Below are 14,138 nucleotides of genomic sequence, written 5' to 3' on the forward strand. Positions count from 1 at the left end.
CGAGGGAGTCCCTGTGGCCGACACGGCGATCACCGTCGATGGCGCGGAGAAGAGATACGGCGGAAAGAAGGCGCTGGACGGGCTCGACCTGCGGGTCGCGCGCGGCACGGTGCACGGGGTGCTCGGCCCGAACGGCGCGGGCAAGACCACCCTGGTGAGGGTCCTGTCCACCCTGCTGCGACCCGACGCGGGCCGGATCGAGGTGTCCGGGCACGACGTGGTGCGCGAGGCGTACGCCGTACGGCTGCGCATCGGCCTGCTCGGCCAGCACGCCGCGCTCGACGAGGAACTGGGCGGGCGGCAGAACCTGGAGCTGTTCGGCCGGCTGCACCACCTGGGCGCGAGGCGGGCACGCGCGCGTGCCGACGAGCTCCTGGAGCGCTTCGACCTGGCCGACACCGGCCGCAAGGCGGTCCGGCAGTACAGCGGCGGCATGCGGCGCCGCCTGGACCTCGCGGCCTCCCTGATCACCGAACCGGAGGTGCTGTTCCTGGACGAGCCGACCACCGGCCTCGACCCGCGCGGCCGCGCCGAGGTGTGGGACTCCGTCCGCTCCCTGGTCGGCGGCGGTACGACGGTCCTGCTCACCACGCAGTACCTGGAGGAGGCCGACCAGCTCGCCGACCGCATCTCGGTCGTCGACGCCGGCCGGGTCATCGCCGAGGGCACCGCGGACGAGCTGAAGGCGGAGACCGGCGGCGACCGCATCGACGTGGTCCTGCGGGAGGCTGGCCAACTGGGCGCGGCTGTCGCCCTGCTGCCGCTCACCGGAGTCACCGTCGACACCGACCGCCGCCTGCTGAGCGCCCCGGTGACCGACCGCATGGAGGCGCTCTCCGGAGTCGTACGGGCCCTCCAGGAGGCCGGCATCGAGGCGGAGGACGTCGCCCTGCGCCGCCCGACGCTGGACGAGGTGTTCCTGCACCTCACCGGGGACGACCGCCGAGTGAAGGAGGCCGCGTGACCGCCTATGCCCTGACCGACTCCTGGACCATGACCCGCCGGGAACTCGCCCGCTGGGCGCGGCAGCCGGTCCAGCTGGTCGTCAACCTCATCTTCCCGGTGATGCTGCTGCTCATGTTCGGCTACCTGATCGGCGGCGGCCGGGGGGTGAACGGCGAGTACCGCGACTACCTGATCCCCGGCATGCTCGCGCTCACCATGGCCTTCGGCCTGGAGGGCACGATGATCGCCGTCACCCGGGACCTCGACAAGGGCGTCATCGACCGCTTCCGCTCGATGCCCATGGCCGACGGGGCCGTCCTGGTGGGCCGTTCGGCGGCCGACATGCTCCAGTCGGCGATGGCCCTGGTGGTGCTCATCGGCGTGGGCGCCGCGCTCGGCTGGCGGGTCCACGGCGGTCCGGTGGCCTTCCTGGGAGCCGTGGGCCTGCTGCTCCTGTTCCGGTTCGCCATGCTGTGGATCGGCATCTACCTGGCGCTGGTGGCCGGAAAGCCGGAGATGGTCCAGGCCGTGCAGATCCTGGTCTGGCCCATCGGCTTCCTGTCCAACGCCCTGGCCCTCCCCGACACCATGCCCGGCTGGCTCGGCACGGTCGTCGAGTGGAACCCCATGTCCCACACGGCCACGGCCGTACGGGACCTGTTCGGCACCCCCGGCGCGGAGTCCGGGCACGTGGGGGCGGCGCTCGTCTGGCCCCTGGCCCTGCTGGCGGTGTTCTTCCCGCTGGCGGTACGGAGGTTCGGGCGGCTGAGCCGCTAGGGCGTGTCCGTAAAGTCCCGTCGTCCGCCCGGAGGGCGGGCCCTGCGGCGTTCGGTGCGTGCTCTCGGCGTGCCGGGCGGACGCCCGCGTACTGGTTGTACGTGGGTGTTCGGCCGGTGCGGCGAGAGTGCGTGCCGGGCGTCGCGGGGCAGGCGGGACTTTGCGGACACGCCCTAGTGATGGAGCCCTGAGCCGCTAGTGATGGAACCCGGTCGCCGCGCCCTTGTCCTGCGTGAAGGGGCGCGGCTGCCGGCGCAGTTCCGGCAGCAGCCGTTCCAGGTCCTGGGCGAGCAGCTCGGCGAGGTCGGCGGAGAAGCCGTTGCGGCACACCACCCGCAGCACCGACAGGTCCTCCCGGTGCGGCGGGAAGGTGTACGCGGGCACCAGCCAGCCGCTCTCGCGCAGCCGCCGTGAGACGTCGAAGACGTCGTACCACGTCACGTCCGGGGCGGTCGTGAAGGCGAATACCGGCAACTCGTCGCCCCGGGTGAGCAGCCGGAAGTCACCCAGCGCCTCGATCCGCCCGGCGAGCCCCGTGGCCACGTCCCGCGCGGCCTGCTGCACGGCCCGGTAGCCGTCCCGGCCCAGCCGCAGGAACGTGTAGTACTGCGCCACGACCTGCGCGCCCGGCCGCGAGAAGTTCAGCGCGAACGTCGGCATGTCGCCGCCCAGGTAGTTGACCCGGAACACCAGCTCCTCCGGCAGCGCGTCCGCGTCCCGCCACAGCGCCCAGCCGACGCCCGGGTAGACGAGCCCGTACTTGTGCCCCGAGGTGTTGATCGACGCCACCCTCGGCAGCCGGAAGTCCCACACCAGGTCCTCGTCGAGGAACGGCGCGACCATGGCACCGGACGCCCCGTCGACATGCACGGGGATGTCGAGTCCGGTGCGCTCCTGCACCGCGTCCAGCGCCGCGCACAGCTCGGCGACCGGCTCGTAGGACCCGTCGAAGGTCGAGCCGAGGATCCCGACGACCCCGATGGTGTTCTCGTCGCACAGCTCGGCCGCGGCCTGCGGGTCCAGGTGGAACCGCTCGCCCTCCATGGGCACCAGCCGGGCCTCCACCTCCCAGAAGTTGCAGAACTTCTCCCAGCAGACCTGCACGTTCACGCCCATCACCAGATTGGGCCGGGCCCCCGGGTACCGCCCGGCGTTGCGCCGCGCCCACCGCCGCTTCAGCGCCATCCCGGCGAGCATGCACGCCTCGCTGGACCCGGTCGTCGAACAGCCCACGGCCGCCGCCGGGTCGGGCGCGTTCCACAGGTCGGCGAGCATCGCCACGCACCGCCGCTCCAGCTCGGCGGTGCGCGGGTACTCGTCCTTGTCGATCATGTTCTTGTCCCGGCACTCCGCCATCAGCACCCCGGCCTCCGGCTCCATCCAGGTGGTGACGAAGGTGGCGAGGTTCAGCCGCGCGTTGCCGTCCAGCATCAGCTCGTCGCGCACGAGCTGGTGGGCGGTCGCCGGTGCCATGGGCTGGTCCGGGAGCCGGTGTGTGGGCGGGGCCTCGGCCATGTCGCCGAGCGGGTTGGCGGGACCGTAGAAGGGGTTGACGGACAGGCGGCGTTCGCCGGGCTGACGGGGGCCTTCGTTGAGCGGCAAGGGAGCCTCCAGGATGGGTTCGGGAGCGGGTGTCAGCGGACGGGCGTCCCGTCCGGCCGCAGCTGCATCTGGGGCCGGCCCGTGACCAGCAGCCAGGCCGGCAGCGAGGCGACGCAGAGCAGGGTGATGATCCCCGGCGAGGCGACCAGCACGGCGGCGACGAACAGGCTGATCCAGCCCTGCCGGGTGATGGCCAGCAGCACCCCCAGCACTCCGGCGGACACCCCCACGGCGGGATGCACTCCGGACACCAGGGCGTGCGCGCACAGCCCGAGGGCGGTGCCGACGAACACGGCCGGGAAGATGCGCCCGCCGCGGAAGCCGCAGGACGCGGCGACGAGCAGCGCGGCCAGCTTCACCACCGTCAGGACGGCGAACTCACCGGCCGACCGGCCGTCCGGGTCGTGCGCCAGCTCGGCGATCTCGTCGAGCCCCTTGAACAGCGTCAGATGGCCGCCCAGGGCGGCGAGAGCGCCCAGCACGGCCCCGCCCGCCGGGAGCATCAGCATCGGATGCCGCAGCCGGCGGAACGCCGCGTGGACGTACGGGAAGGCGCGCACGGCTCCCATGCCGAGCAGCGCGCCCGCCGCGGCGACCAGGACAGCCGCCGACAGGTCCCCCCAGCCCGGCCGGCCGAACGACGGCAGGTCCAGGTCGAAGCTCGGGTGGTCGACGAGGGTCGCCGTCAGGGCACCGGCCGCCGCGGCGGTCAGCGGCGGGAACAGGTTGTCCCACAGCAGACCGCGCGTCTCCTGCCGGGCCAGCACCTCGGAGATCACCAGGGCCGCGGCCACGGGCGTGCCGAACAGGGCGCCGATCGTCGCCGCCTCCGCCAGCGCCGGCCAGATCCTGCCCGGCGCCCGGGGGAGTGCCCGGCCGCCCAGCCAGACCGCCAGGCCGACGTTCACGGCGATGATCGGGTTCTCGGGGCCCAGGCTCGGCCCGCCGGCCAGCATCAGCGCGGTCGCCAGCAGCAGCCCCGGCAGCACGACGGGCGGCAGGACCGGCGCGTCCAGGCCGACCGTGGCCGGATCGGGGCCCGCGTGGCCCGGCACCTTCCACACCACCAGCCCGACGGCGACCCCGGTCGCGACGAGCATCACGAACATCCACGCCACCGAGTACCGGCCGACCCCCAGCGCGTCCGGCACCGTCCGCCACAGCACGCCCTGGAGCTCCTCGGCGGCGGCTTCCACCCCCACCAGAAGCAGGCTGGACACCACCCCCACGGCCAGGGCGGGCAGGACCGACGGCAGCAGGGCGCGGGCGGGAGTCGCGGGGGTGACGGAGGGCGCCTGCCGCGCGGAGTCCTGGACCACGGGCACACGATAAGCGGATCAAAGGGGACGAACGGGAAACACGCTTGCGCCCGCCCAGCGGAAGAGCGATTAACTTTCGCCGGTCCGCCGCAATTCCCCGGTAATGGTGCGGCCCCCTGCTCGCCGGTCAATTAACTCGTAACTTTAGGCCGCATGGGGTGTTACCTTCGAACACCTTGACGACGGAACTCGTATGGCAGCGCTGTCTTTCCGGCGCCCGCCCATTCGCCGTGACCGTCGGCAAAGCGGGGGGAGCGCGCGTGGCGAGTCATATGAAAAACGCGAGCCCGGAAGTCGGGGCCGCGAACGGCGCGGGATCGGTGGCGAGTGTCGCCGGACAGCACGCCGGGCTGCTGCTCACCGGCGTGCTGCTCGGCCTGCTGGGGGTGGGCGCCGCGCTCGCCCAGCCCTGGGCCATCGGCAGGCTGATCGAGGCGGCGGGCGGCGGTGCCCCGCTGACCGGCCCCATCGCACAGCTGGTCGCCCTGTTCTGCGCGGGCGCCCTCTTCTCCTCGCTCCAGGCCTACGCCATCGGGCGGGCCGGGGAGAATATCGTCTTCGACGTCCGTCGGATCCTGGTCGGACGGCTTCTGCGCGCCGATCTCACCGCGTTCGGGAAAGAATCCCAGGGCGATATTTTCACCCGCACGGTCACCGATACCTCACTGGTGAAGATTGCCCTCTCACAGAGCCTCGCCCAGCTGATCATCAGCGGCGCCACGGTCATAGGCGGCGTCGTCCTGATGTTCCTCATCGATCTGTGGCTGATGGCCATCACCATGAGCTGTCTGGCGGCCGCCAGCATCGTCTCCATCGCGCTCGCCCGGAAGCTGCGCAAGGTCGCTCTGCAGAACCGGGACGACACCGGGGCGTTCGCCGGTGACATACAGCGCGTGCTCTCCGCGCTGCCCACGGTGAAGGCGTCCCGCGCCGAGTCCCGTGAGGCCGCCCGCATCGGCGGACTGGCCGAGAGGACGCGGCGTTCGGGCATCCGGGTCAACGCCTACAACGCCCTGCTGATGCCGTCCATGAACGTCGGCACGCAGGGCGCCCTGGCCGTCGTGGTGGGCGTCGGGATGGCCTGGGTGGCCCGCGGCGAGATGGACATGGCCAGTCTGACCACGTTCATCATGTATCTGTTCCAACTGGTGTCGCCGCTGGTCATGTTCTTCATGGGGGTCGGTCAGTTCGTCCAGGGCCGAGCCGCTGTCCACCGCGTGGACGAACTCGCCCGCCTGGCCCAGGAGGGCGACGGCCCGGAGGGCGTGGCGGAGCCCGCGCCCCTCGGGCGGCTCGCCCGGCACCGGCCGGCGGTCGAGTTCCACGACGTGCGCTTCGCCTACCGGCGAGGCAAGCGGGCGGAGAGGACGCAGGTGCTCAACGGCGTCTCCTTCAGCGTGCCGGCGCGCGGGCTGACGGCGGTGGTCGGGCCCTCGGGAGCAGGCAAGACCACCATGTTCCAGCTGATCGAACGCTTCTACTCGGTGGACGGCGGCAGCGTCCGGCTCAGCGGGCACGACATCGAGGCGCTGCCCCTCGGCACGGTCCGCGGGCTGGTGGGCTATGTCCAGCAGGACAGCGCGGCCATGCGCGGCACCATCCGGGAGAACCTGACCTACGCCAACCCCCACGCCGGCGACGACGCCGTCCAAGAGGCGGTGGCGATGGCCGGCCTCACCTCGGTGATCGCCCAGCTCCCGCGCGGCCTCGACACCGAACTCGGCGACCAGGGCAGCGGATTGTCCGGCGGCCAGCGCCAGCGCCTGTGCATCGCCCGCACGCTGTTGCAGCAGCCCGCGGTCATGCTGCTCGACGAAGCCACCTCCAACCTGGACTCCGACTCGGAGCGGGACTTCCGCGACGTGGTGCGCCGGATCTCCCGGCGGTGTGCGGTCATCGCCATCGCCCACCGGATCTCCACGGTGATCGACGCCGACAAGATCGTGGTGATGGAGGGCGGCAGAGTGCGGGCCACCGGCGTGCACCACGACCTGATGGAGCGCGACGAGCTTTACCGGCGCCTCGCCGGCTCGCAGCTGCACGCCGAGCCGGGTCTCATGGCCCCGCCGAGGGCTCCGGCGACCGCCCGGGAACGGATGGAACCGTGGACGCCCCCGCCCTCTTTCGCGGTCGGCTGGCCACCGCATGTCGGACTCACCGAGCAGACGTTGCAGCTTCGGCCCGTCAAGAGTGAGGAGCAGAGGTGAGTACCACCGATGTCGCCATCGTGGGCACCGGACCCAACGGCCTCGCGGCCGGCGTGGTCCTGGCCCGTGCCGGGCTGCGCGTGGAGCTCCACGAGGCGGCCGGGACCATCGGCGGAGGGCTGCGCACCGGTTCGCTCTTCGACTCCGGCGTCGTGCACGACATCTGCTCCGCCGTCCACCCCATGGCCGCCGCGTCCCCGTTCTTCCGCGCGTTCGACCTGGCGGCCCGCGGGGTCGAGCTCCTCCAGCCCGAGATCAGTTACGCCCATCCGCTGGACGGGGGCCGTGCCGCACTGGCCTACCGCTCACTGGAGAAGACCTGCGAGCACCTGGGCTCCGACGGCCCCGGCTGGCGCCGGCTGATGGGCCCGCTGCTCGAACGCAGCGAGGCGGTCGTCGACCTCGTCCTGTCCGGGCAGCGCGGCCTGCCGCGGGATCCAGCGGCGGCCCTGCTGCTGGCGAGCCGGGTCGCGGTCCACGGCAGCCGGCTCGGCGCGGCGCGCTTCCGGGGCGAGGAGGCGCGCGCCCTGCTGACCGGTGTCGCCGCGCACGCGGTCGGCAAGCTGCCGAGCGTGGCGTCCGCGGCGGTGACCATGCTGCTGGGCCACCTGGCGCACGGGACGGGGTGGCCGCTGCCGCGCGGTGGCAGCGGCCGCATCGCACAGGCGCTGGCCGAGGACATCACGGCGCACGGCGGCGTCTTCCACACCGGACACCACGTGGCGGACCTGTCCGAACTGCACGGCGCACGCGCGGTCCTCCTCGACACCAGCCCCAAGGGCCTGCTGGCCCTCGCGGGCGGGAGGCTGCCCCGCGCCTACGCCCGCGCTCTGGAGCGGTTCCGCTACGGCCCGGGCGCCGCCAAGGTCGACTTCCTGGTCTCCGAGCCGATCCCCTGGACCGACCCGGAGGTGGGCCGCGCCGGCACGGTGCATCTGGGCGGCACGCACGCCGAGATGGTGCGGCAGGAGACGGCGAACGCCCACGGAGTGCGGACCGGGGAGCCGTTCGTCCTCGTGGTCGACCCGGCGGTGGCCGACGCCGGGCGGGCCCTGCCCGGCAAGCGCCCCGTGTGGGCGTACGCGCATGTGCCGAACGGCGACCCCACCCACCCCTACGACCTGGTCCGGGCACGGATCGAGCGCTACGCCCCCGGCTTCGGGGACACCGTCGTCGCTCACCGTTCCGTCGCCGCCGCCGCGTACGAGGCCTACAACCCCAACTACGTCGGCGGGGACATCGGTTCCGGGGCCATGACGCTCTATCAGAGCATCGCGCGGCCCGTACCGCGCTTCGACCCCTACCGCACTCCGCTGCCCGGAGTCTTCCTGTGTTCCTCGGCCACCCCGCCGGGTCCCAGTGTGCACGGAATGTCTGGATACCTGGCCGCCCTCTCCGCACTCCGGCATTGTTTCGGGATATGTGAGGTACCCGACTTGGCGCCCGATCCGGCACCACTCGAATTCGGGCGTCCCGGCTAATACAGGGCGCGCTCGTTCGAGGTCTCGTCAGCTCCCGCTATCCAGGACCGGGGTGATAAATCGGCGCCCAAAATCCATGGAACAGTCCATATCGCTTTGGTACGGTGGAGCCAACGAAGCTCCCCACAAGCTCCGTTGAGGCGTTACCGTGCTGCTGTCTGACTAACCACGCGGGCGGTTGCGGAGATTTCCGCGACCGCTGTAGCCGGCACCCCACCTCTCGCCCGGCTCCAACTCCTCGGCTTCATGACGCTCCCATCGGTATGGCAGTGGGGACATCATGAACGGGGAATATCTGTGGTAACCGGAGTTGCAGACATAGGCTACGGCAGACAGTTCGAAGGCTGGTACGACCGACTGATCCCGGACGACAGGATCACCGCCGAGGCCGTAAAGGGACTGGCGGACCGCCACCCCGCTCCCGAGGCGGGGACCCTTGAATTCGGTGTCGGCACCGGGCGGATCGCCATCCCGCTGTCCCGGAGCGTCGGCCATGTGACCGGCGTGGACTCCTCTCCGGAGATGCTGGACGCGCTGCGCGTCAAGCTGAAGGACGGCGGGGACGTCACCCCGGTGCACGGGGACATACGCACCTACACCTCGGGATCCCGCTACGGAATGGTGTATTCCGTATGCGCGACCCTGTCGTGCCTGACCACTCCCGAGGACCAGCGGCGGGCCGTGCGGGGCGCGGCCGACCTCCTGGTCCCCGGTGGCCGGCTGGTCGTCGAGACACACAACAAGCCGGCGATCCTGGCCCTTCACGAGGGCCGGACCCGCACCACCTACTTCGTCCCCTACCCGGAGCCGGGGACAGGTGTGCAGACCCATTCCACCCTGCTCGACGGCGGCCTGTGGCACTGCTCGCACATCCTGTACCAGGCCGACGGGACCACCAGGGTGGGCAGCGAACTCACGCGGCTGACCACCCCGGAGGACGTCGACGGCTACGCCCGCGAGGCCGGGCTGGAGCCCGAGGCCCGTATGTCGCGATGGGACGGCACCCCTTACAGCGAGGGGGCGCCCATGTTCATGTGCTCCTACGTCAAACCCTGAGCGCACTACACACAGCACGCGGTTGGCCATAAGGGGGTTGCACGTGGGGCGTCCGCCAGTACTTCCGGTAGACAAGAAACTCGGCCTGGTGGTCCGGGTGATGAGCGGTGAACTGACGGCGGCGGAAGCCGCCCGGGAAGCAGGAGTGTCCGAGCAGTCGGTGTCGAACTGGCGCCGGCAGTTTATTGAGGGCGGCCGTAACGGTCTGGCCGGCGACGGTGGAAGACACACCGAGGAAGCGTCCCGGATGGCCGAACTGGCACAAGAAAACGCCATGCTCAAGACGACGATCGGCGAACTCTACATGGAACTGCGGAAATACGGCCGGAGCACGGCCGTACGCCCGCCGCAGCGTCGTGAAGGAACTCGGCCGGGACGGCTCGTCAATTAACTCATAAATTGAGTCCGGAATCACATGTTAGCCTTCCGGGCAGACAGTCACTTCACATCACGGGGGAGGGAATGTGGCGTCTTTGGAGCGCCAGTTTGCTGTCGGCATTTCTGGATTGGCCGGCGCGAGCCTTCTGACCGGTGCGGTAACTCGATTCACCGGTAAACGCGAGCGTGCCCGCCGCTATACGCTGCACGAGCGGCCGGACGGCAGCCTCGTCGAGGTCGACGTCCACATCCCTCCGCAGGCACAGCGCGCCGTTCTGTTCGACAACGGTATGGGCGCGCCCCAGGAATACTGGGACTGGGTCTGCCGCGCACTTCCCGCCGACATGGGGTACGTGCGGTTCAACCGCCCGGGCTACGGGCTCAGCACGCCGGACACCCGGTACGGCGCCGAGTCGCACTTCGAGCTGTTGCAGGAGCTGCGCGACACCTACATCGCCGACCTCCCGGTCGTCCTGGCAGGCCACTCCCTGGGCGGGTACTTCGTCGCGGCCTACGCGGCGCGGCATCCGGACGCGGTGAAGGGTGTGACCCAGGTGGTCATGATCGACGCCACCGAAGTGATCAGCCTGCGCCACGCCCGCCGAACCGACGTCGACCGCTGGTCCCACCAGCGGATGGTGATGGAGCAGGTGTTCGCCGCCACGGGTCTGTCGGTCTTCCGGCCCGCCATGAACGTGAACCAGCAGTACCGCCCGGACATCAACCGGAGCTACAAGGCGTTCCTGGCCACCCCCCGCACCTGGGCCACGGCCCACCGGGAGTACCGGGACGCGATGACCTATCCGGAACTGACCGAGCTGGACTGCCCGCTGACCGTCATCACGGCGGAGAACAACATCGGCGACAACACCCTGCACGCCGGGATCCAGGCCAGGCTGGCCGTCATCTCCGAGCGGGCCCGGCACCACTTCGTCGTCGGCTCCGATCACGAGTCCCTGCTCTCCGCGCGCAAGCACGCCGAAGAGGTGACGGAACTGATCGCCGGCGAACCGCCCCGCGAACCGCTCGGGCCGTCGTGGCGGCCGTCCGTCAAGGTGACCCGGGCCGCCCAGCGCGAGGAGGAGCCGGCGTGATCATGAAGGTCGACACCGAACGCGTGAAGATCGCCGCCGTCACGACGTCACTCGCCACCTGGCTGGTCGCGACGGCCGTGGCCCAGATCCCCGAGCAGCGCTTCGACGGTCTCCTGCGCCGCGGGAAGGTGCGCATACCGACCCCGAACTGGCGCTTCTTCGGGCCGAACCCCGGCGTCAAGGACAACCATCTCCTCTACCGCGATCTGGTGGACGGCAAGCCCGGGGAGTGGACGGAGGTTCCGATCGTCCAGGACCGGCCGTGGTACGCACTGGCCTGGAACGCCCGCAACCGGAGTCCGAAGGCCCTGTTCGACGCCACCCAGCACGCCCTCACCTACGCGGTCGCCTTCGGATCGGAGGTACTCCCCGTGACGACGGCGACCGGGTACCGGCTGCTGGCCCGCTACATCCAGCTCCACCTGCCGCATGCCGAAGGGGCCTCGCACAGCCAGTTCATGCTGCTGCATTCGTATCCCACCAGCCCGGAAGACCGGCAGATCGAACCCGTCTTCGTCTCCATGGAATTCCCCCTGGAGGGCGACGTCACCCCTGCCGATGCGCCGTCCCGGCTGGCCGCATAGCGAGTCGATCAACCCTCTCGACTGGAAGCCGCGCACTCACTCGGCACCCTCGTGCCGCGTGAGTCCGCGCCCTCCCGCCGAACGGCTGGAGAACTCGCTCAGAGCTTTTCCCAGAGAAAGAGGACATCACATGTCTGTTGTGGCCGACTTCGCCAACACCGAGCTGGCCGACGTCACCCCGGGCCGTATCGGCAACGAGGCGACCCCGACCATGCTCACCCCGACGGCCACCCTCGCCACCCCCGAGGGTGTCGCGGTGACCGCCGCGACCGCGTACGCGCTGAACGAGGTCACGAACGACCTCGCGGGCTGAACGATCGGCCGTCAGGCGACGCTGACCGGCATCGCCGGCTCCGTCCGATGAAAGACGCGGCGGCACGGTACGCCCGATACGCATACCGTGCCGCCGCTTTCGTATCCACCGTACTCGCATCACACCTTCGGGAGCACCCATCCATGTTCCTCAGCGCTCCGCCCGAGGTCACGGCACGCCGAGTGGCTTCGCTGGGTACTTTGGTCTCCGCACTGGAAATGCTGAGCCAGACGCGCAAGTTCGAAGACGGCGAAATGCTGAGCGGCCAATTGGCGAACATGCGCCCCAAGTTCGCCAAGCGTTTTCCCCGGCTGACGCGCGCTCTTGAGTCCAAGCAGGCGGCGGTCGCCCTGTACGGGGTACAGGCGGGTGCTTCCGCCGCCACGCTGATCTGGGGTCACAAGCGCTCGGTGCGCACGGCGGGCAGTGCCGTTCTGGCGGTGACGGGCGCGGCCGGACGGCTGCGCTCCCCCTTCGGCGGGGACGGCGCCGACCAGCTCCAGCAAGTGATCAACATCGTCCTCGCCTCCACCGGCACCTTCAAGGACGGCGAGAAGGCCCGCGACGTGGCCATGCGCGCCCTGGCCCTGGAGACGACCATCTCCTACATCGCGTCCGGCGTGGTCAAGCTCGTGTCCCCGGTGTGGCTCAGCGGAGAGGCGTTCAGCGGAGTCATCCGTACCCGCAACTACGGGGACCAGCGCGTCTACCGCCTCGTGCACGAGTACCCGATGGCGGGAAAGCTCGTGACCTGGGGGACGATCGCCGCGGAGGTCTCCTTCCCGCTGGTCTTCGTCCTGCCCAAGCCCGCGGCGAAGGCGTTCCTCGGCTCGATGACGCTGTTCCACCTGGGAATCGGCCAGTTCATGGGCCTCAACCGCTTCGTGCTGGCCTTCGGCGCCACTCACCCGGCGCTTCTGTACGTCTTCGCCCAGAACGAGAAGCGCGCGGAGCTGCCCCGGCACGAGGGGTGACGGCGCCGGTCACTCCATGCGCTCGGGCTCGATCACCACGGCCGTCCCGTACGCGCACACCTCCGTGCCGACGTCCGCCGCCGCCGTCACGTCGAAGCGGAACGCGAGCACACCGTTGGCACCACGCGCGCGTGCCTGCTCGACGAGTCGTTCCATGGCCTGGTTGCGGGTCTCCACGAGCGTCTTGGTCAGACCGCGCAGCTCACCGCCGACCATCGACTTCAGCCCGGCGCCGATCTGGCTCCCCAGGTGCCGGGACCGGACGGTCAGGCCGAAGACCTCGCCGAGCACCTCCCGCACGCGGTAGCCGGGTACGTCGTTCGTGGTGACGACGAGGACGTCGGGCTGGGGGCCCTGTCCGCCGCCGTAATCATCGATGCCCATGGCTCACAGCTTTCTCCACGACGGCCGACAGTGCATCCTGAGTACCCCCGTGGAACCTGGGCCATGACGGCTGCGTTGATACTTTGAAGCAGTCAGCCCCAGCCCGTACCCCCCAGCAGCAGGAGCCACATCCCCGTGACCACGCTTGCGCTCGGCCCCGAGTGGCTCGACCCGAACTATCTGATCGAGACCTTCAGCCTCCCCGGCATCCTGCTGATCGTCTTCGCCGAGTCGGGTCTCTTCGCGTTCCTGCCCGGCGACTCCCTGCTGTTCACGGCGGGTCTCTTCGTGGCCGAGGGCACCTACATCACGCAGCCCCTGTGGCTGGTCTGCACGCTGATCGTGATCGCCGCCGTCGTCGGTGACCAAGTGGGCTACATGATCGGCAAGTTCCTGGGCCCGAAGCTCTTCAACAGGCCGAACTCCAAGCTCTTCAAGCAGGAGAACCTGGACAAGGCCCACGAGTTCATGGAGAAGTACGGCCCCAAGGCGATCGTCCTGGCCCGCTTCGTCCCGATCGTGCGCACGTTCGCCCCCATCGTGGCCGGCGCCGGCCGCATGAAGTACCGCACGTTCCTCACGTACAACGTCATCGGCGGCATCGCCTGGGGCACCGGCGTCACCCTCGCGGGCTACTGGCTCGGCCAGATCGACTTCATCAAGAAGAACGTCGAGTCGATCCTCATCCTGATCGTCCTGCTCTCGGTCGTCCCGATCATCATCGAGTACCTCCGCGACCGCTCCCAGAAGAAGCGCGCCGCGTCAGAGGCCCCGGCGCCCCAGCCCCCCGTCATGGACGACGCGACGACCCAGCTCCGCCGCATCACCCCGGACGACCAGCCGACCCACCACCAGCCGCAGCAGCCCCCGTACGGCCACCACAACGGCTACGACGACCAGCAGTACTACGGCCAGTACCCGCAGAGCCCGGGCTACGGCCAGCAACAGCCGCAGCAGCAGCCGCAGCAGCCGTACGGCACGCAGCAGGGCCCCTACAACAACGGTTACTGAGCCGCCCGCGGCC

Annotated in this window: 14 protein-coding genes; 11 read left to right on the top strand and 3 right to left on the bottom strand. The window is 70.3% G+C overall.

The window, feature by feature from the left end:
* Positions 1-13: 13 nt before the first annotated feature.
* Together CP976_RS24260 and CP976_RS24265 are read left to right on the top strand one after the other, a co-directional pair.
* Positions 14-964 carry an ATP-binding cassette domain-containing protein gene (locus tag CP976_RS24260; RefSeq protein ID WP_167537402.1) on the top strand — a complete coding sequence of 317 codons (951 nt, stop codon included), beginning with the start codon at positions 14-16 and terminating at the stop codon, positions 962-964.
* Positions 961-1,722, top strand: coding sequence for an ABC transporter permease (locus CP976_RS24265; RefSeq protein ID WP_167537403.1), 762 nt, complete (start codon positions 961-963; stop codon positions 1,720-1,722). The genes CP976_RS24260 and CP976_RS24265 overlap by 4 nt, the downstream gene beginning before the upstream one ends.
* Before the next feature lie 195 nt (positions 1,723-1,917).
* Here CP976_RS24265 and gad read toward each other — a convergent pair whose 3' ends face one another.
* Together gad and CP976_RS24280 are read right to left on the bottom strand one after the other, a co-directional pair.
* A complete protein-coding gene (gene gad, locus CP976_RS24275; protein WP_150482275.1) occupies positions 1,918-3,324 on the bottom strand; it encodes a glutamate decarboxylase in 1,407 nt (468 codons plus the stop codon).
* A 32-nt stretch (positions 3,325-3,356) separates the two neighbouring features.
* The gene (locus CP976_RS24280) at positions 3,357-4,643 is read right to left on the bottom strand and encodes an ion channel protein (RefSeq protein WP_150482276.1); all 1,287 of its coding nucleotides are present in this window, start codon (positions 4,641-4,643) and stop codon (positions 3,357-3,359) included.
* Positions 4,644-4,915: 272 nt separating this feature from the next.
* On the opposite strand from CP976_RS24280, the gene CP976_RS24285 reads away from it, so the two are divergent.
* The 8 genes from CP976_RS24285 to CP976_RS24320 all read left to right on the top strand — a co-directional run bounded on the left by CP976_RS24285 (position 4,916) and on the right by CP976_RS24320 (position 12,730).
* Complete coding sequence (locus CP976_RS24285; RefSeq protein WP_167537404.1) at positions 4,916-6,850, top strand: ABC transporter ATP-binding protein; 1,935 nt, start codon at positions 4,916-4,918, stop codon at positions 6,848-6,850.
* Positions 6,847-8,331, top strand: coding sequence for a phytoene desaturase family protein (locus CP976_RS24290; RefSeq protein ID WP_150482277.1), 1,485 nt, complete (start codon positions 6,847-6,849; stop codon positions 8,329-8,331). The genes CP976_RS24285 and CP976_RS24290 overlap by 4 nt, the downstream gene beginning before the upstream one ends.
* A gap of 297 nt (positions 8,332-8,628) precedes the next feature.
* The gene (locus tag CP976_RS24295) at positions 8,629-9,387 is read left to right on the top strand and encodes a class I SAM-dependent methyltransferase (RefSeq protein ID WP_150482278.1); all 759 of its coding nucleotides are present in this window, start codon (positions 8,629-8,631) and stop codon (positions 9,385-9,387) included.
* 43 nt (positions 9,388-9,430) lie between these two features.
* Positions 9,431-9,778: a helix-turn-helix domain-containing protein gene (locus CP976_RS24300; protein WP_150482279.1), complete on the top strand. Its 348-nt coding sequence runs from the start codon at positions 9,431-9,433 to the stop codon at positions 9,776-9,778.
* Positions 9,779-9,893: 115 nt separating this feature from the next.
* Positions 9,894-10,859 carry an alpha/beta fold hydrolase gene (locus CP976_RS24305; RefSeq protein WP_229875352.1) on the top strand — a complete coding sequence of 322 codons (966 nt, stop codon included), beginning with the start codon at positions 9,894-9,896 and terminating at the stop codon, positions 10,857-10,859.
* A 2-nt stretch (positions 10,860-10,861) separates the two neighbouring features.
* Positions 10,862-11,443: a hypothetical protein gene (locus CP976_RS24310; RefSeq protein ID WP_229875350.1), complete on the top strand. Its 582-nt coding sequence runs from the start codon at positions 10,862-10,864 to the stop codon at positions 11,441-11,443.
* Between the two features lie 130 nt (positions 11,444-11,573).
* Positions 11,574-11,756, top strand: coding sequence for a linaridin family RiPP (locus CP976_RS43000; protein ID WP_167537405.1), 183 nt, complete (start codon positions 11,574-11,576; stop codon positions 11,754-11,756).
* A gap of 218 nt (positions 11,757-11,974) precedes the next feature.
* Positions 11,975-12,730 (top strand): hypothetical protein, encoded by a 756-nt coding sequence (locus tag CP976_RS24320; protein WP_229875348.1) that lies wholly within the window; start codon positions 11,975-11,977, stop codon positions 12,728-12,730.
* Between the two features lie 9 nt (positions 12,731-12,739).
* Here CP976_RS24320 and CP976_RS24325 read toward each other — a convergent pair whose 3' ends face one another.
* Positions 12,740-13,114: a YbjQ family protein gene (locus CP976_RS24325; RefSeq protein ID WP_150482283.1), complete on the bottom strand. Its 375-nt coding sequence runs from the start codon at positions 13,112-13,114 to the stop codon at positions 12,740-12,742.
* Between the two features lie 135 nt (positions 13,115-13,249).
* Between CP976_RS24325 and CP976_RS24330 the strand changes: the two genes are divergently transcribed.
* A complete protein-coding gene (locus tag CP976_RS24330; RefSeq protein ID WP_150482284.1) occupies positions 13,250-14,125 on the top strand; it encodes a DedA family protein in 876 nt (291 codons plus the stop codon).
* Positions 14,126-14,138: the final 13 nt, after the last annotated feature.

Source organism: Streptomyces coeruleorubidus (genome assembly GCF_008705135.1).
GTDB lineage: Bacteria > Actinomycetota > Actinomycetes > Streptomycetales > Streptomycetaceae > Streptomyces > Streptomyces coeruleofuscus.

What these genes read in the sequence shown, in the direction of transcription:
- CP976_RS24285 (WP_167537404.1), top strand. Translation starts at nt 4,916, where the DNA reads ATGAAAAACGCGAGCCCGGAAGTCGGGGCCGCGAACGGCGCGGGATCG.
- CP976_RS24310 (WP_229875350.1), top strand. Translation starts at nt 10,862, where the DNA reads ATGAAGGTCGACACCGAACGCGTGAAGATCGCCGCCGTCACGACGTCA.
- CP976_RS43000 (WP_167537405.1), top strand. Translation starts at nt 11,574, where the DNA reads ATGTCTGTTGTGGCCGACTTCGCCAACACCGAGCTGGCCGACGTCACC.
- CP976_RS24320 (WP_229875348.1), top strand. Translation starts at nt 11,975, where the DNA reads ATGCTGAGCCAGACGCGCAAGTTCGAAGACGGCGAAATGCTGAGCGGC.
- CP976_RS24325 (WP_150482283.1), bottom strand. Translation starts at nt 13,114, where the DNA reads ATGGGCATCGATGATTACGGCGGCGGACAGGGCCCCCAGCCCGACGTC.